The 23,267-nt window shown below is 54.0% G+C and carries 24 protein-coding genes; 11 read left to right on the top strand and 13 right to left on the bottom strand.

Annotation, left to right across the window (positions count from 1 at the left end; translation table 11 throughout):
- Positions 1-3: 3 nt before the first annotated feature.
- Positions 4-393: a sulfurtransferase complex subunit TusD gene (gene tusD / locus J5067_RS20660; RefSeq protein ID WP_264651911.1), complete on the bottom strand. Its 390-nt coding sequence runs from the start codon at positions 391-393 to the stop codon at positions 4-6.
- Positions 393-1,115 (bottom strand): transcriptional regulator, encoded by a 723-nt coding sequence (locus J5067_RS20655; protein WP_264645696.1) that lies wholly within the window; start codon positions 1,113-1,115, stop codon positions 393-395. The genes tusD and J5067_RS20655 overlap by 1 nt, the downstream gene beginning before the upstream one ends.
- 223 nt (positions 1,116-1,338) lie before the next feature.
- Here J5067_RS20655 and eptA point away from each other — a divergent pair, with 223 nt between their 5' ends.
- From eptA to pmrB, 3 genes are read left to right on the top strand one after another with little or no spacing between them, the layout of a single operon-like run.
- The gene (gene eptA / locus J5067_RS20650) at positions 1,339-2,988 is read left to right on the top strand and encodes a phosphoethanolamine transferase EptA (protein WP_264651910.1); all 1,650 of its coding nucleotides are present in this window, start codon (positions 1,339-1,341) and stop codon (positions 2,986-2,988) included.
- Positions 2,985-3,653 carry a two-component system response regulator PmrA gene (gene pmrA / locus J5067_RS20645; protein ID WP_264645694.1) on the top strand — a complete coding sequence of 223 codons (669 nt, stop codon included), beginning with the start codon at positions 2,985-2,987 and terminating at the stop codon, positions 3,651-3,653. Before eptA ends, pmrA begins: the two co-directional genes overlap by 4 nt.
- The gene (pmrB, locus tag J5067_RS20640) at positions 3,650-4,741 is read left to right on the top strand and encodes a two-component system sensor histidine kinase PmrB (RefSeq protein ID WP_264645693.1); all 1,092 of its coding nucleotides are present in this window, start codon (positions 3,650-3,652) and stop codon (positions 4,739-4,741) included. The genes pmrA and pmrB overlap by 4 nt, the downstream gene beginning before the upstream one ends.
- 50 nt (positions 4,742-4,791) lie before the next feature.
- Here the strand turns inward: pmrB and fkpA are convergent, their stop codons facing one another.
- Entirely contained in the window at positions 4,792-5,601 is an 810-nt protein-coding gene (gene fkpA, locus J5067_RS20635; RefSeq protein WP_264645692.1) for an FKBP-type peptidyl-prolyl cis-trans isomerase, read from the bottom strand.
- 212 nt (positions 5,602-5,813) lie between these two features.
- Here fkpA and J5067_RS20630 point away from each other — a divergent pair, with 212 nt between their 5' ends.
- The 3 genes from J5067_RS20630 to J5067_RS20620 all read left to right on the top strand — a co-directional run bounded on the left by J5067_RS20630 (position 5,814) and on the right by J5067_RS20620 (position 8,584).
- The gene (locus J5067_RS20630) at positions 5,814-6,032 is read left to right on the top strand and encodes a protein SlyX (protein WP_222158749.1); all 219 of its coding nucleotides are present in this window, start codon (positions 5,814-5,816) and stop codon (positions 6,030-6,032) included.
- A gap of 272 nt (positions 6,033-6,304) precedes the next feature.
- On the top strand, positions 6,305-7,240 hold the full coding sequence (locus J5067_RS20625) for a dihydrodipicolinate synthase family protein (protein ID WP_264645691.1): 936 nt from the start codon (positions 6,305-6,307) through the stop codon (positions 7,238-7,240).
- A gap of 300 nt (positions 7,241-7,540) precedes the next feature.
- On the top strand, positions 7,541-8,584 hold the full coding sequence (locus J5067_RS20620) for a LacI family DNA-binding transcriptional regulator (protein WP_264651909.1): 1,044 nt from the start codon (positions 7,541-7,543) through the stop codon (positions 8,582-8,584).
- Positions 8,585-8,628: 44 nt separating this feature from the next.
- Here J5067_RS20620 and J5067_RS20615 read toward each other — a convergent pair whose 3' ends face one another.
- The 7 genes from J5067_RS20615 to kefG form a co-directional block, all read right to left on the bottom strand.
- Complete coding sequence (locus J5067_RS20615; RefSeq protein WP_264651908.1) at positions 8,629-10,266, bottom strand: methyl-accepting chemotaxis protein; 1,638 nt, start codon at positions 10,264-10,266, stop codon at positions 8,629-8,631.
- A gap of 138 nt (positions 10,267-10,404) precedes the next feature.
- Complete coding sequence (locus J5067_RS20610) at positions 10,405-11,262, bottom strand: fumarylacetoacetate hydrolase family protein (RefSeq protein WP_264651907.1); 858 nt, start codon at positions 11,260-11,262, stop codon at positions 10,405-10,407.
- A 110-nt stretch (positions 11,263-11,372) separates the two neighbouring features.
- A complete protein-coding gene (locus J5067_RS20605) occupies positions 11,373-12,785 on the bottom strand; it encodes an MFS transporter (protein ID WP_264645687.1) in 1,413 nt (470 codons plus the stop codon).
- Positions 12,786-13,256: 471 nt separating this feature from the next.
- Positions 13,257-13,841: a peptidylprolyl isomerase gene (slyD, locus tag J5067_RS20600; RefSeq protein WP_264651906.1), complete on the bottom strand. Its 585-nt coding sequence runs from the start codon at positions 13,839-13,841 to the stop codon at positions 13,257-13,259.
- A 92-nt stretch (positions 13,842-13,933) separates the two neighbouring features.
- On the bottom strand, positions 13,934-14,131 hold the full coding sequence (locus J5067_RS20595) for a YheV family putative zinc ribbon protein (RefSeq protein ID WP_264645685.1): 198 nt from the start codon (positions 14,129-14,131) through the stop codon (positions 13,934-13,936).
- 29 nt (positions 14,132-14,160) lie between these two features.
- Positions 14,161-15,975 (bottom strand): glutathione-regulated potassium-efflux system protein KefB, encoded by a 1,815-nt coding sequence (kefB, locus tag J5067_RS20590; protein WP_264651905.1) that lies wholly within the window; start codon positions 15,973-15,975, stop codon positions 14,161-14,163.
- Positions 15,975-16,529, bottom strand: coding sequence for a glutathione-regulated potassium-efflux system ancillary protein KefG (kefG, locus tag J5067_RS20585; RefSeq protein WP_264645733.1), 555 nt, complete (start codon positions 16,527-16,529; stop codon positions 15,975-15,977). The genes kefB and kefG overlap by 1 nt, the downstream gene beginning before the upstream one ends.
- Before the next feature lie 133 nt (positions 16,530-16,662).
- On the opposite strand from kefG, the gene J5067_RS20580 reads away from it, so the two are divergent.
- A complete protein-coding gene (locus J5067_RS20580) occupies positions 16,663-18,570 on the top strand; it encodes an ABC transporter ATP-binding protein (protein WP_264651904.1) in 1,908 nt (635 codons plus the stop codon).
- A 326-nt stretch (positions 18,571-18,896) separates the two neighbouring features.
- Here the strand turns inward: J5067_RS20580 and J5067_RS20575 are convergent, their stop codons facing one another.
- Together J5067_RS20575 and J5067_RS20570 are read right to left on the bottom strand one after the other, a co-directional pair.
- Positions 18,897-19,499: a LysE family translocator gene (locus J5067_RS20575; RefSeq protein WP_264645682.1), complete on the bottom strand. Its 603-nt coding sequence runs from the start codon at positions 19,497-19,499 to the stop codon at positions 18,897-18,899.
- Positions 19,429-19,629, bottom strand: coding sequence for a hypothetical protein (locus tag J5067_RS20570; protein ID WP_264645734.1), 201 nt, complete (start codon positions 19,627-19,629; stop codon positions 19,429-19,431). Before J5067_RS20570 ends, J5067_RS20575 begins: the two co-directional genes overlap by 71 nt.
- 32 nt (positions 19,630-19,661) lie before the next feature.
- On the opposite strand from J5067_RS20570, the gene J5067_RS20565 reads away from it, so the two are divergent.
- The 3 genes from J5067_RS20565 to J5067_RS20555 all read left to right on the top strand — a co-directional run bounded on the left by J5067_RS20565 (position 19,662) and on the right by J5067_RS20555 (position 21,861).
- On the top strand, positions 19,662-20,657 hold the full coding sequence (locus J5067_RS20565; RefSeq protein WP_264651926.1) for a hydrolase: 996 nt from the start codon (positions 19,662-19,664) through the stop codon (positions 20,655-20,657).
- Complete coding sequence (locus J5067_RS20560) at positions 20,654-20,881, top strand: YheU family protein (protein WP_264628494.1); 228 nt, start codon at positions 20,654-20,656, stop codon at positions 20,879-20,881. Before J5067_RS20565 ends, J5067_RS20560 begins: the two co-directional genes overlap by 4 nt.
- Positions 20,882-20,991: 110 nt before the next feature.
- On the top strand, positions 20,992-21,861 hold the full coding sequence (locus J5067_RS20555; RefSeq protein ID WP_264645681.1) for a phosphoribulokinase: 870 nt from the start codon (positions 20,992-20,994) through the stop codon (positions 21,859-21,861).
- Between the two features lie 26 nt (positions 21,862-21,887).
- Here the strand turns inward: J5067_RS20555 and J5067_RS20550 are convergent, their stop codons facing one another.
- The gene (locus J5067_RS20550; RefSeq protein ID WP_264651903.1) at positions 21,888-22,295 is read right to left on the bottom strand and encodes an OsmC family protein; all 408 of its coding nucleotides are present in this window, start codon (positions 22,293-22,295) and stop codon (positions 21,888-21,890) included.
- 316 nt (positions 22,296-22,611) lie between these two features.
- Between J5067_RS20550 and crp the strand changes: the two genes are divergently transcribed.
- Positions 22,612-23,244, top strand: coding sequence for a cAMP-activated global transcriptional regulator CRP (gene crp / locus J5067_RS20545; RefSeq protein WP_264645679.1), 633 nt, complete (start codon positions 22,612-22,614; stop codon positions 23,242-23,244).
- Positions 23,245-23,267: the final 23 nt, after the last annotated feature.

The raw sequence follows: 23,267 nt of genomic DNA, 5'->3' as shown, positions 1-23,267 counted from the left end.
GCCTTAAAATTGTACGACGCGATCGCACGTCAACACGGACTGGGCCAATTCACCTAAACCGCTCAGTGAAAATCCCGGTTGCAGATTGGAGGCCGGCAGGTTGAGCAGCGTCGCCTGTTTGCTGTCCGTGATGCCGCGACGCAGTGCAGCGGCCACGCAGACATTCAGCGCCACCTGATGCGTTGCCGCCAACTGCTGCCACGCACTCGTCACATCGAACTCGTCATTAGCGGGGGACGTCAGTTGACTGGCGTTCAGCACCCCTTCCCGATAAAAAAACACGCTTTCCAGACTGTGCCCCTGCGCAATCAATGCCCGGGCAAACAGCAGCGCACTACTCGCCTGCTGCGTACCGTATGCCGGACCCGTTACCAAGAGGCAATAGCGCAACATCAGCGATCGTGCCCGCTGAAATCACCGTTTTTAAACTGGCGGATATAGAGGTAAACGGTGTGCTTGGAAATGTTCAGGCGATCCGCCACCTGATTGATCGCATCCTTGATATCGAAAATACCCTTTTCATAGAGGTTCAGCACAATTTGCCGGTTCTTGGCATTGTTAGAAACGTTGCGATCCGCGTTCACTTCTTCAATAGAGAACTCGAGCGTCTGGGCAACGAGGTCGTCCACGGAGGAAGCAAAGTTAACCGAGGAGGCCACTTCATGGGTCTCCGGCGGAATAAATGTCTGCACAATCTGGGAAAAAGGCACATCAAGGTTCATGTTGATGCACAGCAGGCCAATCACACGTTGTTCGCGGTTACGAATGGCGATGGTCACTGATTTCATCAGTACGCCACTCTTGGCGCGGGTGAAGTACGCTTTGGATACGCTACTGTCTTCTCCCGCCATATCATGCAGCATGCGCAGCGCCAGATCGGTTATCGGCGAACCGATTTTACGCCCGGTGTGTTCGCCGTTAGCAATGCGCACCGCCGAAGATTTGAGATCCTCTAACGCATGCAAAACGATTTCACAGTGTTCACCGATCAGCATCGCCAGACCGTCTACCACCGCCTCGTAAGATTTCAGGATCTCATGGTCCGTCGGGTTAAACGGCCGTTCCTCCAGCAAATCAAGTTCATTTGATTCGCCAGACACAAGCGAATTTGACATGGCTGACACCATCCTCGACATCATCTATTTAATGGCCTTAAACGTTTAGGCACTCACCATCGACAGGACATCAAGTCTACCAAATGTCCCTTCTCCCGTCCCCGCATTTCACGGTGTTGCCCCCTTTTACACGACATATGAACGCCGTCTTAAGGTTGGCTTAATTTTAATATCTTACCGTCACGCGCTATCACTCATTTTGTCTTTATTCATTGAGATAGCCATGAAAATTCGTTTTACCCTTTCCCGCCCCCAGTGGACAAGCATCGGCTACGTGCTGTTTTTCTCTGCCTTTGTCACGCTGGTGCAAAACGTTGCCTACTATCGTCAAACGCTGCACCTGCTGGATTTCAGCCAGCACACAACGCTGCCTTTTTTCCTGAGCATGCCGTTGGTGATTTTCGCCGTACTGAATATCGTCTTTACCCTGTTCGCGATTCCCTACCTGCGCCAGTGGGCCATTGCGGCGCTGCTGATCGCAGGCGCTTCAGTGCAATATTTCATGCTGAACTACAGCATTATTATCGATCGCACCATGATACAGAACGTGATGGAAACCAACGTGTCGGAATCTGTCGATCTATTAACGCCACAACTGGCGCTCTGGGTATTGCTGTTCGGGATCGTGCCTGCCGGATTCGCATTGTGGGTAAAAATAAAACCGACGGCATTTACCGTGATAAATATTGGTCAGCGCTTTTTAATTATCGCACTGTCACTGCTGACAATATTGCTCGTCGCCGCGCTATTTTACAAAGATTACGCATCATTAATGCGAAATAACAAGGAGTTGGTGAAATCTATTACTCCCAGCAATGTGATAGCCGCCAATCTTTCCTACTTTAAGCATCGGGCGCTGGCTAACCAGCCGTTGGTGCAAATCGGCCTGGATGCACACCAAGGGCCGCGTCCTGCTAACGCTAATGGCAAGAAAAACCTGATCATTTTAGTGGTAGGAGAAACCGCCCGCGCGGAAAACTTCTCTCTGGGAGGATACCGTAAGGAGACCAACCCGCAGTTGAAAAAGGCCAACGCGATCTATTTTCCCAATACCCAGTCGTGTGGCACCTCAACCGGCGTTTCGGTTCCCTGCATGTTCTCTAACATGCCACGCACGCAATACGATGCCGCACTGGCCAGCCATCAGGAAGGGCTGTTGGATATTGTTCAACGCGCGGGCATCAATGTACTGTGGCAGGAAAATGACGGCGGATGCAAGGGCGTCTGCGATCGGGTTCCCAATAAAGACATTCCCAGCATCGCGGCCCCGGGCTTATGCAGTGGCGGAGAATGCTACGATGAGGCGCTGTTTACCGGCGTGGAAGATCATATCAATCAACTGAATAGCGATGCCATTATTGTGCTGCACACGATTGGCAGCCACGGGCCAGCCTATTACAAACGTTATCCGGATGCGTTCAAACACTTTACACCGACCTGCGACACCAACCAGATTCAGAACTGTTCCCGAGAAGCGTTAACCAACACCTATGACAACACGCTACTTTACCTGGATAACACGCTAAACCACGCTATCGATCTGCTGAAAAACCATCAGGATAAGTTCAACACCGCATTGGTTTATCTCTCCGATCATGGAGAATCATTAGGGGAAGACGGTGTTTACTTACACAGCATGCCCTATGCCGTCGCCCCCTCACAACAAACGCATATTCCGATGTTGATGTGGCTGTCGCATGACTACCAGCAGCAATTTGCCGTGAAAGAGACATGTTTGCGAGAACGCGCGCAAACGCAAAGTTATTCGCAAGACAATCTGTTTCACACCATACTGGGAATGCTTAATGTGACTACCAACGAATATCAGCCTGAATGGGATATCCTCAAGGGATGTCAGGATAAAACTGCGTGAGATTGTTGATTGTAGAAGATGATGCCCTACTGCAAGAGGGACTGTTACTGGCGCTCAGTCAGGAAGGGTACGCCTGCGACTGCGCAGGCGGAGCCAAACAGGCGGATGCGTTATTAAACAGCGCGCCATACAGTCTGGTGGTTCTGGATCTCGGGCTACCGGATGGCGATGGCTTGCAACTGCTGGCACGCTGGCGCAAACAGCACCAGCATCTGCCCGTATTGATCCTGACCGCCCGCGATACCATCGACGATCGCGTCAGCGGGCTGGATTCCGGTGCCGATGACTATCTGGTCAAGCCGTTTGCACTGACGGAGCTGTTGGCACGGGTCAGAGCCCTGATCCGCCGCCACCAAGGCGCAAGCGACAACCAGGTTGTGGTGGGCGATCTCTGTCTGGATCTCACCACTCAGCAGGTGAGCCTGAAGCAGGAATCGGTTATTCTGACGCCCAAAGAGTTTGCGATTCTCGCGAGGCTGGTATTAAAAGCCGGGCAGCCCGTTCACCGCGAGCTGCTGCATCAGGATATTTACAGTTGGAATGACGACCCCGCCTCAAACTCACTCGAAGTTCATGTCCACCATTTACGACAGAAAATCGGCAAAGCACGCATCCGTACCTTGCGTGGCTTCGGCTACCTGTTCACCACCGAGGATGACGCATGAAACGCATTTTCAGCTCGATGTCTCCCCCTGCGGCCAGCATGCGCTGGCGGCTTATCATCGCGCTGGGATGTATTTTGCTGACATGTCAGCTCATCAGTGTCGCCTGGCTATGGCATGAAAGTAAGGAACAGATCGAGTTTCTGGTGGATAAAACGCTGAGTGAACACGCGCGCAACGAGCATATCACCAAGGAAATACGCGAATCCATCGCCTCACTCAGCATACCCAGCCTGGTGATGGTGCTGGCTTCCCTGTTTCTTTCTATTCAGGCGGTGAACTGGATTACGCGGCCACTGTCACGCCTCGCTGAGGAACTGGGCAACCGCAGCGCGGAAAATCTGGAACCGATCGCCGATAATCAGCAGGTGGAAGAGATTGCCGCCGTGACACACTCCATGAACCAGCTCTTCGTGCGCCTGAATGAAACGCTGGAACGCGAGCGCCAGTTTACCGCTGACGTCGCGCACGAATTACGTACCCCGCTGGCGGGAATACGGCTGCACCTGGAGCTCCAGCAGCAGCGTCACGGGATCGATTGCCAACCGCTGATTGCACGCATCGATACCATGACACGCACCGTTGAACAGCTGCTTCAGTTGGCGCGCGCCGCCGTGGCGTTCTCCTCCGGCCACTACCAACAGGTTTCGCTGGCTCAAGATGTGATTATCCCCATACAGGATGCGCTGGAAGAGATGGTCTGTCAGCGCAACCAGCGTATTGACTGGCAGATCGGCGAGGGGGATGTGGCGATACAGGGCGATGCCACCTTACTGCAACTGCTGCTGCGTAATTTGATCGAAAACGCCCACCGTTACAGTCCACCTGAGAGCACCATTACCGTGCGGCTTACCGCCGATCCGGAAATCACCTTGCAAGTGCGTGACCAAGGACCTGGCATTGATGAGAGCAAAGTCGGTGAATTGAGCAAGGCGTTTGTCCGCATGGACACCCGCTACGGCGGCATCGGTCTGGGATTGAGCATTGTCACCCGCGTGGCGCAACTGCATCATGGCGCATTGACGCTCAGCAACCTGCGTGAGGGCAACGGCACGATGGCGGAGGTCACCTTCCCGCCGCTACTTTCATAAAAAAGCCGCGGGTTACCCCACGGCTCAATCTGCAACAACGCTAGCGCGAGTTATTTAGCGCTTTTCTCGGCAGCGGGTTTTTCTGCTTTGGCGGCCGGTTTGGCATCAGCGTCTGCCTTGATATCCAGCAGTTCCACTTCAAACACCAGCGTAGAGTTCGCCGGAATGCCCGGAACACCATTTTCGCCGTAGGCTAACTCTGGCGGAATAACCAGTTTGATTTTGCCGCCTTTTTTAACCTGCTTCAGCCCTTCAGTCCAGCCAGGGATAACACCGTCAAGACGGAAGGAGAGCGGTTCGCCACGTTTGTAAGAGTTATCAAACTCGCTACCGTCAACCAGCGTACCTTTGTAGTTAACCACAACGGTATCGCTCTCTTTCGGCGCTGCGCCCGTACCCTCTTTTTCTACCTGATACAGCAGGCCAGATTCCGTTTTCTTCACGCCTTTTTCTTTGGCAAATGCATCACGGAATTTGGTGCCTTTGTCAGCGCTTTCTTTGGCATCCTGCTTCATTTTCGCTTCTGCGGCGGTTTTCACGCGCGTTTCGAAACCTTGCAGCGTCTTCTCAATCTCTTCGTCGCTCAGTTTGCTCTTGTCAGCAAACGCGTCCTGAACCCCGGCAATCAGCTGGTCTTTATTCAGCGTAATGCCCAGTTTTTCCTGTTCTTTCAGGGAATTATCCATGTAACGGCCTAAGGAAGCACCCAGCGCATAAGCGGCGGCATCCTCATCGCTCTTGAATTTTGCCGCTGGGGCCGCATCGGACGCTTTGGCCGCGTCTGCTGCCATTACCAGGTTAGCATTCAGCGTCAGTGCCATCGTCGTCGCTAACAGCGTTACTTTAAATAGTGATCTCATCTATCATCTCCCGGTCTGGAACGACAGGCTCCAGAAACATTAATCGTAAATGCGCGACTACTATAACTGTGGGTATCGAGACAACACAACGACACACACAACAATCCTTTGATAAAATTCCCTGAATTATTCATAGGCCCATTTTCCGACCTCGTCGATGTCCGGAGGTTCCGAATATTCGGCTAGATACGACAAAATACAGAGGAATCGCAATGCCCCATACGCAACTCGAGCAACGTATTGAAATGCTTGAAAGCAAGCTGGCTTTTCAGGAACTCACCATTGATGAGTTAAATCAGACAGTCGTCCAGCATGAATTGGAAATGGCGAAGATCCGTGAACACCTGCGCCTGCTGGTAGAAAAATTGAAAGCGACGTCCCCTTCTCTTCTCGCCTCACAGTCCGAAGAGACACCTCCGCCACACTATTAACCGATAACGCTGGCGCAGCCGTGGCTCCACGGTTGCGCCAGATCACATTTATCGCATCATCCCAGGCCATGCGCACGGTTTCCCTCACACCAGAAATACAATCAACCGACTGATTTAAATCATATAAACCGCCAACACTCAGCCATTAGCCCAAAATCCTTATAGCAAATCTCTCTTGACAGTGCCTTCAGAAAAACCAAAAATGCAAACGTTCCCGAGAACGTTATTAGTCATTCTTTCATTCTTTCCGATGACACTAAAAAGAGAACATCATGACCAAAATTAATATCGATTTACGTGGCCTGAACCCTGCCCCTGTCACCCCTTTCAACCGCGATGGCTCCGTGGATTACGCCGCGTGTAAAAAACTGGGTGCCTGGCTTGCCAGCATCGATGGCGTAAAAAGTCTGACCGTATTGGGCCACGCCGGGGAAGGCACCTTTATGTCTCAGAGCGAGCAGATGAAAGTGATTGAAGCTTTTGCGGAATCGGTGAACGGTGCCATTCCTATTATCGCGGGTATCACGCTCGAAGGCACCGAAGTGGCTGCCGAAGAAGCCAAGCGCGCCATCAGCGCGGGGGCCTCTGCGGGCCTGCTGTATCCTTCTCACGGCTGGCTGCGTTTTGGCTATCAGAAAGGGGCACCGCAGGATAAATACCGTCAGGTGTATGAAGAAAGTGGCCTGCCGCTGATCCTGTTCCAGTATCCCGATGCCACCAAGTGCACCTATAACCTGGAAACGTTGCTGGAAATTTCTGCTCAACCCGGCGTGTTTGCCATGAAGAATGGCGTGCGCAATATGCGTCGCTGGGACACGGAGATCCCGGTAATCCGTCGTGAACGCCCGGACCTGCAAATCCTGAGCTGCCATGACGAATATTTGCTCTCAACCACCTTTGATGTAGACGGTTTCCTGGTAGGTTATGGCAACATCGCACCGGAACTGCTGGTAGAAATGATCAAAGCGGGTAAAGCGAAGGATTACAAAAAGGCCCGTGAGATCCATGACCGTCTGCTGCCCGTGACCAAGAGCGTGTATCACCGTGGCTCGCACATGGAAGGTACCGTGGCACTGAAACATGCGCTGGTGGCGCGCGGCATTCTGGATCACGCCACAGTGCGTTCTCCGCTGCTGCCGCTGGAACCCGGTGCGGAAGAGGAAATCAAAGCCGCTATTCGCGCTGCTGAACTGTCATTCGTTGGCTAATGCCAGCACATCGACGCTGACATAACCGATACGCCCGCCTTGATATCATGAAAGGCGGGCGTATTTGCGATCAAAACGGCATCCACCTTTCCACGCTTGTTAGCGCAATCAAACGTAGATGTTGCGCATTATTGTATGCTTTTGCATAGTAATCCCTGATTGTCCTGCCGCAGTACAGATTTAAAATTCCGAGGTGTAGCCAAAGCCCTGGAACCATTACATAATAAATTCGTAAACGCCGCGCGGATGTCATTAGCAACACACTGTGCCTTTTTTTAAAAATAAAAATCAAGGGATTACATGGACCCTAATACCTTTCCGCCCAACGGTCCAAGCCGTAAGTTGGGAAGCAAACCCGTCACCTTGCAGGATGTCGCCACGGCAGCCGGGGTTAGCGTTTCTACCGTCTCTCGCGTTCTGGATGAACGGTTACCGCCTTCGCGCAGTAAAGCCGCCGAACGTGTACGTCAGGTTGCACAGGAGTTGGGGTACCGGCGCGACATCATGGCCTCCAGCCTGCGCCGTGGCGGCACGGGCACCATCGGGGTGTTAGTGCCGCGTCTGAGCGATATGGTAATGGCGTTGTTGTATGAGGCCATCTGCCGTGCGGCTGAGCGCTACGGTTATTTTGCGATTGTTGCCACCTGCGGTGACGATCCGGTGCAAGAAAAACAGGCGGCGGCGTCGCTGCTCGATCGGCGCGTTGACGGGCTGATTCTGGCCACCAGCCGACTGGATGACCATTTACCGGCGGAACTGCGCCAGCAAAATGTTGCCCACGTTCTGGCACTGCGTACCGACGGTGTCAGCCGCTCTGCCATTGGTGACGATGAGCAGGGGGGCTATCTGGCAACCCGGCACCTGATTGACCTCGGCCACCGCGATATCGGTATGGTCGCGGGCCCCAGCTTTTCTTCCGGCGCGACCTATCGTCGGGAAGGGTTTCATCGTGCAATGCGCGAAGCCGGGCTCACCCCTAATCCCGCCTGGATTCGGGAATCCGGTTTTAGCATCGAATCCGGGGAAAGCGAAGGAATGGCGCTGCTCGGCGAAGCACGCAGGCCCACGGCCATTTTCGCCATCAATGACGATTTGGCCTTCGGCGTTATGGCGGCGGCCCATCGGTTGGGGCTGGCAATAGGTCAGGATTTATCACTGGTCGGCTATAACGATATTCCACTGTCCGCCCGTTTGCCGGTGCCGCTCTCTTCGGTACATATTCCGTTCGACCACGTTGCCTCTATTGCTGTTGAATTGCTGCTGGCCGGCACCGAGCCCGTCGATACCATTCGGCGCGTTATGCCAAGCCTTATTCCACGCAGCTCCAGCGCACCGCTCAGGTAATCGCTGATGCATTAGCGGGCCGACGCAGCCCGCTAATGTGTGTGCTACACCCAATCGCCCTGCGCCACCTTAACGGGTAAAGCAGCAAAACCGGTTGGCCGTTGTGCAGCCTCTGGCTCGCAAACCGCGTTTCCTGGCAAACGGAATACCGCAATCAGTGAGGCAAGCCGCGCGACCTGCGCTTCCAATGCTAATGCCGCCGAGGTGGAATCACTGACCATCGTTGCATTCTCCTGAATGGTACGATCCATATCCGTCACCGCATCACCAATTTGCGCAATGCCGCGACTCTGCTCGTCCGATGCCACTGAAATATCGTTCATGATGTTATCAACAGCGCCAATTGACATCACTATGTCATGCATAGCGGTACCCGCTTTTTCAACCAACACAGAACCTTCATCCACCCGCGTGACGGATTCTGCGATCAAGGCTTCAATTTCTCTGGCCGCTTGTGAACTGCGCTGTGCCAAATTACGCACTTCGCTGGCGACCACGGCAAACCCGCGCCCTTGTTCTCCGGCCCGCGCCGCTTCCACCGCCGCATTCAGCGCCAGTATGTTGGTTTGAAAAGCAATGCTGTTGATGACCGACGTGATATCCGCGATTTTTCGCGAGCTGCCGGTAATCTCCGACATGGTTGTCACCACCTGCTTAATGATCTCACCGCCGCGATTGGCGTTGCCTGATGCCTGACGCGCGAGTTGTCCGGCGTGCCGCGCGTTATCCGCATTGTTGGTCACGGTAGCGGTCAACTCCTCCATGCTGGCCGCCGTTTCCACCATCGCAGCCGCCTGTTGATCGGTACGTGAGGACAAATTACGGTTACCGTCGGCGATGGCGGAAGAGGCCGCAGCCACCTGATACGCACTGTCCCGAATATCCACCATCAGGCCGCACAGTTTTTGTGTCATCTCCATCATGGCGTGTGTCAACATGCCCAGTTCGTCACGTCGCACTTGCCCTACCACCACGGACAGATCGCCCTGTGCAATGCGTTGCGCCAGTTCCAGGTTGGCGCGTATCGACCTCGCTATCAGACGAGTTACCGATACGGCGATCAACACGCCCAGTAAAACGGCGCAAATCCCGATAACCACGATTTCCACAACTGAACGATTAATAACGAGCTGGTTTCTCTCATCAAGCTGGCTCGCGATACGGCTAAGGGTGTCGGTCACGGCAAACCCCGTTTTAATGGACTGCGCATCGGCCACCTTGAGGCGCTGCCACTGTGCGGTATTCTGCATGCTCTCCCCGGCGGGAACGACCTGCTTCTGCCCATGCAACGCAGACACGGCGAGCGCGATCTCCTCCAGTTCATGTTGATATTGCGTCAGTTGTTCATTCAGGCGTTGGAAATGCTGCACATCACTCTCTTGCCAACGCAATTGGCGCGCTTTTTCCTGCTGCGCCATTATCTGTGAAACGTACTTCATCATATTGTTGGCGTTCTCTTCCTCCAACGTATAAAAGAGCTTCACTCGGGCAATTTTTGACTGATCGAGATAATGGTTTATCTCAGACACCAGCGCTGTCTTGGTATATAAATCACGAATTTCAGAAAAACGTAATGCACTGAAGAACACGGCAACAATAATTAATGATAATACGATAAAGAAACCACCGTAGAGTTTCTTTGCGATACTGGCTTGAAGCATTTTTTCCCATAGCGCACGCATTCTTTCCTCCTGATTATAATTTTCCGTCACCGATTAAAAAATCTGAATACGAGCTAAAATAGACAAACCGGATAACCGGCATATCACCGCATTTATCCGGCTAAGCATCATAGTGATATTATTTTTTAATGAGCGCGGTTACGCTGCACTGCAAACCACTTTTCGAGTGGTAACACAGTTGTGCAAACAGCCAATGCGTTCAATTTCAACTTCCACGATATCGCCTTCATGCAAAAACAGCGGCGGTGTGCGTTTTTTCCCGACGCCGCCGGGAGAACCGGTGATGATGACATCACCAGGTGATAACTCACTGAAGGTGCTGATATACTCGATCAGTTCTTCGATGGGGTGAATCATGCTGGCGGTCGTGTCATTCTGCACAGTATTGCCATTAAGTCGGGTCTCAATATGCAAATTTTGCGGTTCTGGCACGTCATCACACGTCACCAACCACGGACCAAAAGCGCCGGTGTTTTGCCAGTTTTTGCCTGCCGTGAACCAGGAGTGCTGCCAGTCGCGCACGGAGCCATCCATATAACAGCTGTACCCGGCAATATAAGAGAAGGCGTTTGATGCTGAAATCTCCTTGCCTCGTTTACCAATAATGACGGCCAATTCTCCTTCATAGTCAAATTCGTTCGACTGGGCCGGTTTTTCCACACCGCAATTATGCCCAACCTGAGAATCAGCAAAGCGAATAAATAAGGTAGGCGCCGAATTTACTTCACCAAACTCGGCACGCTTCTCCGCATAGTTCATTCCGACACAGAAAATTTTCCTGGGATTATTAATCACCGGAAGAAATTCCACCTCATCTTCTTGATAATCAGGCTTGGCCTGCAAGAAACGTTTGGCATCTGCAATACCCTCGCCGTCAATCAATGCCCGAAGATCGGCATAGCGCGCGCCTAGCCTTTTGCCTAAATCGACAATCCCGTTTTCTACCTTTAAACCATAGGTCTCTTTCTGACCGACTCTAAAGCTTGCTAATTTCATTTTGTACCTCAACGGTGAAACACAGTGCGCATTGCCTGCCAGCAGAATAGGCGCAGCGTTGGCTACGCCTATGCCGAGCGGCAATTCAAGATTTGCCCGTCCTCATTCGGCTACGGTGACAACTCCTCCAACACTTGACCTTTGGTTTCAATGGCATAACGCATTGTTACTACCGCCCCTATCAGGGCAATCAGCGCGAAAGCGATAAATACATAGCGAATACCAAAGTTACCGACAATAAACCCAACCAGGATCGGCCCCACGGCAGAACCCGCTCGCAGCCAGGCGCTGCCCAAACCGGTGCCAATGGCACGCAACCGAGTTGGGTAAAGCTCTGAAGAATAGAGGTAAAGCGAGAAGGTAATGGTTTGCAATATGGCGTAAGCCGCAGTGGCACATACCACAATTTGCAACGGATTGGTTGCGCCCAGTACCGTCAAGGTAACCAGCGGCACAATCGCCAGCAGGAAGGCGGTGGCATACCATGCTTTACGCCCAACCTTATCAATTGACAACGCACAAACGATCGAGGCTAACACCCCAAACGCCGATGTCGTCCAACCGTAGGCCAGTGCCGTTTGAATCGGTAATCCGAATACATTTTTGTAGAGCGTAGGTAGCCAGGTCACCAGACCGTTGTTGATCATATAGCCACATACCCACAGCGCCCAAATGGTGAAGGTTCGCTTACGGTAGATACCCGTAAACAGCTCACGCCACCCTTCACTGGCGACCGGTTTTTTCTCTATGGTGCGAATCACGGGTTCAGGTAACGTTCCCCCGCGGCGTAGCACCTCATTTTCCAGCTTACTCACTATCTTATCCGCCTCGGCCAAACGCCCTTTTGAGGCTAGCCAACGCGGCGATTCAGGCATTAACCAACGCAGAGGGACGGTGATGATCGAAGGAATAAGACCAACAATGAACATGGCTTTCCAGCCATAGACAGGGACCAGAAAATACCCCGCAATGCCGGCAAACATCATACCGATAGGGAATATGACCTCATACAGCAGGAAGAAGCGCCCGCGCTTCTTTGCACCAACAAATTCATTGATATAGGAGCTCGCCACCGGCACTTCCGCGCCAATCCCTACCCCTTGCAGAAAGCGGAAGACCATCATCGACAGCCCACTCCAGGCAAACAGACACGCCGCATCCATGATCACAAACAGGATGATGGTGATCTTCAATACACCCAAACGCCCAATTTTCTCAGCCAGAGAACCGAAGAAAACGGCACCAAACAGTTGTCCAACATAGCTGGCAGCAATAATCAGACCGATATCCGCGGCGCTCAATCCCCACTCTGCGGCAAGCTGTGGCATGGCAAAGGCGATAGCCAGTACGGTGTAAGCATCAAAAAAGGTAGAAAGACCGACCACCACGCGAATGGTCAGCAGTTGACGTGTGATCGGCATCCGTTCAAGACGGGCAACCAACTCGGCATTGGATGTCCCGCTTGCGGCGGCTGTACTGGCGTTTGCATTGACCACACCGGCACTCATGTCATGCGTTGACATAGTTTGTTCTCCAAAAAGGATAGTGTGTGAGCCGCGATACGCGTGCGCAGCGGCTCTGCATGCCATTAGCCGACGCGCGGCAGTTCAGCATTACGATGAAAGGGCGTGAAGGGTGTAGGGTTCAGGCCACGTAACTCGATATTCATGTTGGTCATGGTAAAGGTTCTCTTTCCTGGATGTTCTATGATGTATTTTATTAATATAACGTTCTCGGGAACGTTTGCAGATTGTTCGCTAAAGCACCGATAAGTGTCAATAACACCCCTGGCGCTTTTAATCTGTTATGTGATGAACATCCCTAGTTGGGCAGAAAAGCAGGAATGCGTGATAAGAAAATCGCACGATGAAAGACAGTAAAATCAATGCGATCAGTGCTAATGGCACCGGTTGTGAAACGAAAAAAAACCCGGCAGCGCCTGGCGCTCCGGGTTTTTAACGGTGAGGATACGCCTCACGGGCATAAGCCGAAAATCAATGGCAACCGCAGCCGCCGTGACCGCCGCAGCCGCCCTTACCGTGTTCATGATCGTGGTCGTGGTCGTGACCATGACCGCCACAGCAACCTTCACCGTGCTCGTGGTGGTGATCGTGCTCGCCGTGTACGTGACCGTGCGCGATCTCTTCTTCCGTAGCTTCACGGATAGCAACCACTTCCACGTTGAACTTCAGGTTTTGGCCTGCCAGCATGTGGTTACCGTCAACCACCACGTGGTCATCTTCCACTTCGGTGATTTCAACCGGTACCTGACCCTGATCGGTGTCAGCCAGGAAACGCATGCCCACTTGCAGCTCATCAACGCCCATGAAGACGTCTTTCGGCACGCGTTGCACCAGGTTTTCGTCGTATTCGCCGTAGGCGTCGTTAGAGCCGACAGCAACGTCAAACTTCTCACCCACTTCGCGGCCTTCAAGCGCTTTTTCCAGACCAGAAATCAGGGAACCTTGACCGTGCAGGTAGTCCAACGGCGCGCTCACCGGAGACTCATCAACCAATACACCATCTTCTGTACGTACCTGGTAGGCCAGGCTGACCACCAGATCTTTTGCAACTTTCATGACATCTCCTACCGTTGGAAATCAAAACTGGCGCAAATTGTAGCTGAAAAAAATCCCCATGTACCGTCTGGGATAAAAAAATGACCCAACGATCAATCAGGATGGAAGATGCCGATGATGCCCTCACCCTGCCGCTCTGACGCAGCAGGCGGTGGATCGGACTGGCGCTGACGATAGCCGCACTTGACGCAGGTGACCACCTCCACCTGCTCTTCCTGCCCTACGGCCAGCGTATCCTGCGTCTGGCATTGAGGACACACAGCACCCGCGATAAATCGTTTACGTTGCATCTTGCCTTCCTCGCTGCACGCGATGCGTGCTATTCGTACTCATCCCAGTCATCCAGACGACGGCGCTCGTGCTGCATTTCACGTTGGAAAATGTCTTCCAGTTCACGTCGTGCCTCCTTGACGCGCGAAACCTGCGCCACGTCGCCATCCCCCTGACGAATCGGCATCAGTTCGCGCAGCATGCGCATATCCAGACGCCGAAAATGCTGCTGGGCACGATACGCCTGGTGAGGATGCATCCCCACCGACATCAACGTCTTGCGCCCCAGATCCAGCGCACTCGAGAAGGTTTCACGCGAGAAATGCTTCACGCCAGACTGCAATAATTCATGGGCTTCAACACGTCCGCGCGCCCGCGCCAGAATTTCCAGATTGGGAAAATGCTTTTGGCACAGGTGCACGATGGCCATGGTGTCTTCCGGCTCATTGCAGGTAACCACAATTGCACTCGCCTGTTCCGCTCCGGCGGCCCGCAGCAGTTCCAGTTCGGTGGCATCACCGTAGTATACTTTGTAACCATAGCTGCGCATCAGGCTGACGGCACTGATATCACGCTCCAGTACCGTGATGCGCATTTTGTTCGCCATCAACAAACGCCCAATCACCTGTCCAAAGCGACCAAACCCGACAATAATGACCTGCGGTTCGTCATCTTGCACATAGGGCTTTTCGTCATGCTCCTCCGTGGCGTTATATCGATGCGCCAGAATGCGGTCGATCCCCTGCATCAGCAGCGGTGTGGTCATCATGGAGAGGGTTACCGTGACCAGCAGCAACGGGAGCTGCTCGCCCTGTAACACCTTGTGCGCCGCCGCCGCAGAAAACAGCACAAACGCAAACTCCCCGCCCTGACTGAGCACCCCGGCAAACTGAAGCCGTTCAGAGCGCCGCATCCGGTTCACGCGCGCCAGTACGTACAGCACAACGCCCTTGACCATAACCAGGAGGAAGACCCCCAGCAACACTTCGTCGATATGGGTAAACAATACGCCCAGATCGAGCGCCATGCCGACGGAGATAAAAAACAACCCGAGCAGCAATCCTTTAAAAGGCTCGATGGAAATTTCCAGTTCGTGGCGGTACTCACTCTCCGCCAGCAACACACCTGCGATAAAGGTGCCCAGCGCCATGGAGAAGCCCAGCGCATCCATAAAGACCGCGGAGCCAAGCACCAGCAGCAGCGCCGCCGCGGTAAACACCTCACGCACGCCGGAAGCAGCGATAAAGCGGAACAGCGGGCGCACCAGATAGCGTCCGCCGATCAACATACCGATAAAGGCCGCGACCTTGATGGCAACGTCTTTCCAGTCGGTCACTTCGCCCTGCACACCGGCCAGCACCGGCACCAGCGCCAAAGCGGGGATAACCGCCAAGTCCTGAAACAGCAGCACCGCGAAACCCAACTGACCGGATTCGCTGCGATTCATCCCCTTCTCGCGCATCAGTTGCAGCGCCATCGCGGTGGAAGACATCGCCAAACCAACGCCACCAATCAGCGCCGATTGCCAGGAAAAGCCGGTCAGATAGAGCAAACCGCCAAGCACCGCCGCGCTAAACCCAACCTGCGCGGCACCGATACCGAAGATGGAGCGCCGTAATGTCCATAACTTTTGCGGATTCAACTCCAACCCGATGATAAACATCAGGAAAACCACGCCAAGCTCAGAGAAATGCAGGATAGCGTCAACATCGCGGATAAAGCCCAGCCCCCAAGGACCAATGGCGATACCCGCAATCAAATAACCCAATACCGCACCGATACCCAGCCGGCTGGCGATGGGCACCATCAGTACGGCGACAAACAAAAACAGAATGCCGGCACTCAACAGGGGGGAACTCTCCATCACTCACCCTCCGTTTTGGGTAACGGGGAAGCCAGCCATTCACCGTACGCGTCGGCATAGCTTGCCAGCACATCAGCAGGCAGTCGGCGCGCCCAATAGACCATCAGCGGCGCTAACCAGTGCATACGACACATGGCCGCCGTCATTTCGAACGGGCGCAGCACCTCTGCCATACTGAAGTGGTTATTGCCCTCCAGGTGATAGCTCTCTTCCGGCTCACCCGTGGTGATTACCGAACGCCAATATTTGCCCGCCAGCGCATTACCGCCAATACCGTTGGCAAATCCGCGCGACAGCACACGGTCAAACCACTCCTTTAGCAGCGCCGGGCAGCTGTAGGTATAGAGTGGATGCTGAAACACAATCACCTGATGTTCGCGCAGCAGCTGTTGCTCGTAGTGAATATCAAGAAAAAAGTCCGGATAGTGAGCGTACAGATCGTGTACGGTAACATGGGCTAACTGGTGCGCCGGTTGCAGCAAAACCCGGTTCGCGACCGAGTCTTGCGATTCCGGATGGGCATACAGCAGCAAAATCTTCGGTGGCTGCGACATCATTCCCCTCCAAAGCGTCGTCATGAGCGCGGTTTTCCGCTACCATGCTGCGCGATAACGATACGACAAACGGGACATTCACGGTCCCGAGATAACCGTGATAATTTAACATACTCTGAACATGTGACGCTTTATGATTGTTTTCTCCGCTTTGCAAATTCGGCGTGGCGTGCGTGTCTTGCTTGATAACGCCACCGCCACCATCAATCCAGGCCAGAAGGTTGGGTTAGTCGGTAAAAACGGCTGCGGCAAGTCCACGCTACTCTCGTTGTTAAAAGGCGAGATCGGTGCCGATGGCGGCAGCGCCACGTTTCCGAGTAACTGGGCGTTGGCCTGGGTCAATCAGGAAACACCTGCGCTGGATGTGCCTGCCATTGACTATGTTATTGACGGCGATCGTGAATTTCGCCAGTTAGAAGCTGAACTTCAGCACGCCAACGACATTAACGATGGTAATGCCATCGCCCGCGCGCACGGCAAGCTGGATGCGATTCAAGCCTGGAGCATTCCTGCGCGCGCCGCCAGCCTGCTCGATGGCCTTGGCTTTACCCAGACCCAATTGCAGCAGCCGGTACGTGATTTTTCCGGCGGATGGCGCATGCGCATTAATCTGGCCCAGGCGCTGATTTGCCGCTCCGATCTGCTGCTGCTCGACGAGCCAACCAACCACCTCGATCTGGACGCGGTGATCTGGCTGGAAAAATGGCTGAAAAGCTATCCGGGGACGCTGGTGCTGATCTCTCACGATCGCGACTTCCTCGATCCTATCGTCAACAAGATCCTGCACATCGAGCAAGAGACGCTGTTCGAATACACCGGCAACTACTCCTCGTTCGAACGCCAGCGCGCGACGCGTTTGGCACAGCAGCAGGCGTTGTATGAACACCAGCAAGAGCGCGTGGCGCACTTGCAGCACTATATCGATCGCTTCCGCGCACAGGCTACCAAAGCCAAGCAGGCGCAAAGCCGGATTAAAATGCTGGAGCGCATGGAGCTTATTGCCCCAGCGCACGTCGATAATCCGTTCCGCTTCAGTTTCCGCGCGCCAGAATCTTTGCCGAACCCGTTGCTGCGCATGGAGAAGGTGAGCGCAGGCTACGGTGACAAACTGATTCTGGAATCCATCAAGCTCAATCTGGTGCCGGGTTCGCGCATTGGCCTGCTGGGGCACAACGGTGCCGGTAAATCGACGCTGATTAAGCTGTTAGCGGGTGAACTGGCCCCGCTGCACGGCGAAATCGGGCTGGCGAAGGGCGTTAAGCTCGGCTATTTCGCCCAGCATCAGCTTGAGTTTCTGCGCGCGGATGAATCCCCGCTGCAACACCTGGTCCGTCTGGCAGAGCGGGAAACCGAGCAACAGCTGCGCGATTATCTCGGTGGCTTCGGTTTTCAGGGCGACAAAGTGACAGAAGTAACCGAGCGTTTCTCGGGCGGCGAAAAGGCCCGTTTGGTGCTGGCACTGGTCGTGTGGCAGCGCCCTAACCTGCTGCTGCTCGATGAACCGACCAACCATCTCGATCTGGATATGCGCCAGGCATTGACAGAAGCGTTGATCGATTTCGAAGGCGCGCTGGTGGTGGTTTCCCACGATCGACACCTGATCCGATCCACCACGGACGATCTCTATCTGGTGCACGATCGCAAGGTGGAGCCGTTTGATGGCGATCTGGAGGATTACCAGCAATGGCTGACGGACGTGCAGCGCCAAAACAGCGCCGCTGAATCCGTCGATAAGCCTGCATCCACCAACAACGCACAGGCACGCAAAGATCAAAAACGGCGCGAAGCTGAGCTGCGCACCCAAACCCAACCGTTGCGTAAAAAGATTGCTCAGTATGAGCAGCAGATGGAGAAACTCTCCGAGGCGTTGGCAAACGTCGAAGCGCGTTTATCGGACAGCGAACTGTACGACCAAAGCCGCAAAGCCGAACTGACGGACTGTCTGCAACAGCAGGCCAAACTCAAAGGCGAACAGGAAGAGGCAGAAATGGCCTGGCTGGACGCGCAAGAGCAGTTGGAACAGATGCTGAATGAGGGGTAGTTCAGGTTCCCTGAAAGGGGATATCTGTTAACACCGTGCATATTTCGTGCGCGTTAACAGGCTCTGATTTCTGCGCCCCTGTAGCCGCGCCCGACACGAGGCGCTCAATCGCCGCCGCCTCGTGGCTCCAGGCTTTTCGCGAGGAATCACGCCGCTACGCGGTCCCCTCGGCGTTCGTGTCCGCATCTCGGACCACCAGCGACGCGCTCCCGGCGCGGCGCTGCTTTTCGCGGCATCCATGCCGCTCATCCGGCGGACACGCCCACCTCAGCGAGATTCTGAACGCGATTAATGGCAAAAAACAACAGGCTAAAATCAGGCCATCATCAGTGCCAGATCAGCAGTACACAGGCCGCGGTAAGCACCCCCATCGAGACGTTAAAAATCACCCATGCTCTGCGGCTGCGCAACAAGCGGCCAATCGCCGTGCCGAAACCCAGCCAGATAACGCCTGAAACCAGATTAACCAGCACAATGCCCAAACTTATCAGCAGCACCGAATGGTTATAGCCGCTGCCCGCCAGACTGAAACTGGCGACCGAACCCAGCGCCATCAGCCAGGCTTTGGGATTGAGAAATTGAAGCAGCCAGCCTTGATACAGGCGCAGCGGTTGCGGCGGCGGTGCGCTGGCCTCCAGCCGTTCATAGGCTGCCGTCGCAATTTTCCACGCCAGCCACAGCAAGTAGAGACTGCCGAGCACTTTGAGTATCAGGTGCAATGAGGGGTAGAGCAGGATCATGCCGCCCACGCCAAATGCCACCAGCAGCAAAATGCTCTGCATACCGAGCATGATACCGACCATCAGCCACAGCGATCGCATAAAACCGAAGTTGGCACCGGAAGTCGTCAATAGCATGTTATTCGGGCCAGGCGTAATTGCCGCCACCCAGAGAAAAGCCAACATCGATAAAAATAAGCCCTGTTCCACGTTTTGACTGCCCCTTGTCCCCACCGTTACGGTATGATTTATTGACCTGACTGAACGTTAGCCTGTCTGTTACACCGCACTGCTCGCTGAGCGGCGCAAGCAGGTTAGCGCAGTGTGATGAATATCGCACAATTATTTCCCGAGGTCGTTTCGATTCCCATGTTGTCCTCAACATTTCGCCCGTTACGCGGGGCTGATAACCCGCATGTACAAACGCTGTTGCCGCGCCTGATTCGCCGCCGTGCCCGTTTACAGCCGGTATGGCAACAACTCGATCTGCCTGACGGCGATTTTGTCGATCTGGCCTGGAGCGAAGCGCCACAAGGCGCGCGCCATAAACCCCGCGTGGTGCTGTTTCACGGTCTGGAAGGCAGCTTTCACAGCCCCTATGCACACGGTTTGTTGCAAGCGTGCCGTGAGCAAGGCTGGCTGGCGGTGATTATGCATTTTCGCGGCTGTAGCGGCCGCCCCAACCGTCTGAACCGTATCTACCATTCCGGTGAAACGGATGATGGCAGCTATCTGCTGCGCTGGATGCGGGATACGCTAGGCGAGGTGCCGACCGCTGCCATCGGCATTTCTCTGGGCGGCAATATGCTGGCTTGCCTGCTGGCTAAACGGGAAGAAGCCCGGCTGTTATCCGCTGCGGCGATTGTCTCCGCGCCGTTTCACCTCGATGCCTGTAGCCGCAGGATCGAGCACGGGTTTTCCCGTATTTATCAGCGCTATCTGGTAGGACAGCTGAAACAGAATGCCCGGCGTAAGCTGGCGCGCTATCCGGGTTCGTTACCGATTGTCCCGGCGCAGTTGCAACGCATCACGGGGTTGCGCGAGTTCGATGATGCGATCACCGCCCGTATCCATGGTTTTCAGGATGCTGCCGACTACTATCATCAGTGCAGTGCATTGGCGTTACTGCCCACCATTCGCACCCCGACGCTGATTATCCATGCACAAGACGATCCGTTCATGACCCCCGAGGTGATCCCGGATATCACCCGTCTGCCGGCAACCATCGAATACCAACTGACGGCGCACGGCGGGCACGTCGGGTTTGTCGGCGGAACATTATTGAAACCGGAAATGTGGCTGGAACAACGCATTCCAGCCTGGTTCACGCGCTTTCTATCGGCGGACACCGCGGAGGCAACAGCATGATGATTCCCTGGCAGCAGCTTGATAGCGATACGCTGCAAAATATTATTGAATCCTTTGTGTTGCGCGAAGGCACGGATTACGGCGAGCAGGAGCGCTCACTGGAGGAAAAAGTCCGGGATATACGCCGCCAGCTTGCCTCGGGCGAGGTGGTGCTGGTGTGGTCAGAGCTGCATGAAACGCTGAATATCATGCCGCGCACCCAGCTAAACGAAAATACGCCGTAACGTGAAAAATCACCGTTTCCTGACGCGCGGGGGGTCGTCTTGCGTCACTGGGTCTGCTATACAGTGAGATCCGTGTTACTCAAACGCCTAATCCGACGGAGTGCAACCGCATGTCGCAACAACACCCGATCATTGCCGTTACCGGCTCCAGTGGTGCAGGCACCACCACGACCAGCCTCGCGTTCAGGAAGATCTTCCAGCAGTTGCAGATAAAAGCCGCTTCGCTGGAAGGCGATAGCTTTCACCGTTATACCCGGCCAGAGATGGACATGGCGATTCGCAAAGCGAAAGATTTGGGCCGCCATATCAGCTATTTTGGCCCAGAGGCCAACGATTTCAGCCTGCTTGAGCAAGCATTTATCGACTATGGCCGCAACGGCACCGGGAAAACGCGCAAATACCTGCACACCTACGATGAGGCGATTCCCTACAATCAGGTGCCCGGCACCTTTACCCCGTGGGAACCGATGCAACATCCTACCGATATGCTGTTTTATGAGGGGTTGCACGGTGCGGTGGTCACCGATCAATACGATGTTGCTCAGCACGTTGACCTGCTGGTCGGCGTGGTGCCTATCGTCAATCTGGAATGGATTCAAAAGCTGGTTCGCGATATCAACGAACGCGGTCACTCGCGTGAAGCCGTGATGGATTCGGTGGTGCGTTCTATGGAAGATTACATCACTTACATCACCCCGCAGTTTTCTCGTACCCATATCAACTTCCAGCGCGTACCGACTATTGATACCTCAAATCCCTTTGCGGCCAAGGCTATCCCTTCGTTGGATGAGAGCTTTGTGGTGATCCATTTCCAGGGCGTCGAAAACATTGACTATCCCTACCTGCTGGCGATGCTGCAAGGCTCGTTTATCTCACACATCAATACGTTGGTGGTGCCGGGAGGAAAAATGGGGCTGGCCATGGAACTGATCATGGCACCGTTGGTAAAACGGCTGGCAGAAGGGCGTCGCGCGGGCTGAAATAACGCATACAGCCCGCCGGAAAACTATGCGGCGGCGATGATTTCGTGGCTGTGAGTGACCTTCACCGCCTTTTCTAACATTAGCGCCACTGAACAATACTTCTCCGCCGACAGCGATACCGCCCGTTCAACCACCTTATCCGTCAGTCCCACGCCCGTAACGACAAAGTGCAGGTTGATATGGGTAAACAGACGCGGCGCTTCTTCACGACGCGTGGAGGATAATTTGACTTCACACCCAGTGACCGCGTTGCGACCTTTTTGCAAAATGGACACCACATCAATGGCGCTACAGCCTCCTGCCGCCATCAACACCATCTCCATCGGACTGGGGGCTTTATCGCCAGCATTACCATCCATCAGAATCTGATGCCCGGATGACGACTCACCGAGAAAGGTCAGATCTTCGACCCATTTTACGCGCGCTTGCATCCACAACTCCTCAAATTTATTTGAAAATTACTCACTGTTATATATAAAAACCGCCGATAACTAGAGCTTAATCATGCTGAAGCGAGACAACACAAGACAGGCTCGTCAAGCTGTGTTACAAACAGGAATAGAATCCGTTCCTTCAGTTTGATACTGACGGTCAGAACGGGTCGTGACGTCGCCATACAGAAGCCAGTATATTCCCTGACGTCAGTCCGCCAACACGGAATTTTTACTACTAGCACGTTAATACGCCGTACAGGGAACTCTGACCCCTGTAATTTGCGCAGTGAATTACAACAGAGGATAACAGCGAATGGTTCTCGGCAAACCGCAGACAGACCCGACTCTTGAATGGTTCCTTTCTCATTGTCATATTCACAAGTATCCATCGAAGAGCACGCTGATTCACCAAGGTGAAAAGGCAGAAACGCTTTACTACATCGTGAAAGGCTCAGTGGCTGTGCTGATCAAGGATGAAGAAGGCAAGGAAATGATCCTCTCCTACCTCAACCAGGGGGATTTTATTGGGGAACTGGGCCTGTTCGAAGAGGGTCAGGAACGCAGCGCATGGGTGCGGGCAAAAACAGCCTGCGAAGTCGCTGAAATCTCCTATAAAAAATTCCGTCAGCTGATCCAGGTCAACCCGGATATTCTGATGCGTCTCTCCTCACAGATGGCACGTCGCCTCCAGGTGACCTCCCAGAAGGTGGGCAACCTGGCCTTCCTGGATGTCACGGGCCGTATCGCGCAGACGCTGTTGAACCTGGCGAAGCAGCCCGATGCCATGACGCACCCGGATGGGATGCAAATCAAGATCACGCGTCAGGAAATTGGTCAGATTGTTGGCTGTTCCCGCGAAACGGTAGGCCGTATTTTGAAAATGCTGGAAGATCAGAGCCTGATCTCGGCGCACGGCAAAACTATCGTGGTGTACGGCACACGCTGATATCAGCAGCACCGTTTAGACAA

The organism is Candidatus Symbiopectobacterium sp. NZEC151 (assembly GCF_025962655.1).
Classification (GTDB): domain Bacteria; phylum Pseudomonadota; class Gammaproteobacteria; order Enterobacterales; family Enterobacteriaceae; genus Symbiopectobacterium.
Note: the sequence above shows the minus strand (reverse complement) of the source record. Positions and strands in the feature narration are given on the sequence as shown.

What these genes read in the sequence shown, in the direction of transcription:
- tusD (WP_264651911.1), bottom strand. Translation starts at nt 393, where the DNA reads ATGTTGCGCTATTGCCTCTTGGTAACGGGTCCGGCATACGGTACGCAG.
- J5067_RS20655 (WP_264645696.1), bottom strand. Translation starts at nt 1,115, where the DNA reads ATGTCAAATTCGCTTGTGTCTGGCGAATCAAATGAACTTGATTTGCTG.
- eptA (WP_264651910.1), top strand. Translation starts at nt 1,339, where the DNA reads ATGAAAATTCGTTTTACCCTTTCCCGCCCCCAGTGGACAAGCATCGGC.
- pmrB (WP_264645693.1), top strand. Translation starts at nt 3,650, where the DNA reads ATGAAACGCATTTTCAGCTCGATGTCTCCCCCTGCGGCCAGCATGCGC.
- fkpA (WP_264645692.1), bottom strand. Translation starts at nt 5,601, where the DNA reads ATGAGATCACTATTTAAAGTAACGCTGTTAGCGACGACGATGGCACTG.
- J5067_RS20630 (WP_222158749.1), top strand. Translation starts at nt 5,814, where the DNA reads ATGCCCCATACGCAACTCGAGCAACGTATTGAAATGCTTGAAAGCAAG.
- J5067_RS20625 (WP_264645691.1), top strand. Translation starts at nt 6,305, where the DNA reads ATGACCAAAATTAATATCGATTTACGTGGCCTGAACCCTGCCCCTGTC.
- J5067_RS20620 (WP_264651909.1), top strand. Translation starts at nt 7,541, where the DNA reads ATGGACCCTAATACCTTTCCGCCCAACGGTCCAAGCCGTAAGTTGGGA.
- J5067_RS20615 (WP_264651908.1), bottom strand. Translation starts at nt 10,266, where the DNA reads ATGCGTGCGCTATGGGAAAAAATGCTTCAAGCCAGTATCGCAAAGAAA.
- J5067_RS20610 (WP_264651907.1), bottom strand. Translation starts at nt 11,262, where the DNA reads ATGAAATTAGCAAGCTTTAGAGTCGGTCAGAAAGAGACCTATGGTTTA.
- J5067_RS20605 (WP_264645687.1), bottom strand. Translation starts at nt 12,785, where the DNA reads ATGTCAACGCATGACATGAGTGCCGGTGTGGTCAATGCAAACGCCAGT.
- slyD (WP_264651906.1), bottom strand. Translation starts at nt 13,841, where the DNA reads ATGAAAGTTGCAAAAGATCTGGTGGTCAGCCTGGCCTACCAGGTACGT.
- J5067_RS20595 (WP_264645685.1), bottom strand. Translation starts at nt 14,131, where the DNA reads ATGCAACGTAAACGATTTATCGCGGGTGCTGTGTGTCCTCAATGCCAG.
- kefB (WP_264651905.1), bottom strand. Translation starts at nt 15,975, where the DNA reads ATGGAGAGTTCCCCCCTGTTGAGTGCCGGCATTCTGTTTTTGTTTGTC.
- kefG (WP_264645733.1), bottom strand. Translation starts at nt 16,529, where the DNA reads ATGTCGCAGCCACCGAAGATTTTGCTGCTGTATGCCCATCCGGAATCG.
- J5067_RS20580 (WP_264651904.1), top strand. Translation starts at nt 16,663, where the DNA reads ATGATTGTTTTCTCCGCTTTGCAAATTCGGCGTGGCGTGCGTGTCTTG.
- J5067_RS20560 (WP_264628494.1), top strand. Translation starts at nt 20,654, where the DNA reads ATGATGATTCCCTGGCAGCAGCTTGATAGCGATACGCTGCAAAATATT.
- J5067_RS20555 (WP_264645681.1), top strand. Translation starts at nt 20,992, where the DNA reads ATGTCGCAACAACACCCGATCATTGCCGTTACCGGCTCCAGTGGTGCA.
- J5067_RS20550 (WP_264651903.1), bottom strand. Translation starts at nt 22,295, where the DNA reads ATGCAAGCGCGCGTAAAATGGGTCGAAGATCTGACCTTTCTCGGTGAG.
- crp (WP_264645679.1), top strand. Translation starts at nt 22,612, where the DNA reads ATGGTTCTCGGCAAACCGCAGACAGACCCGACTCTTGAATGGTTCCTT.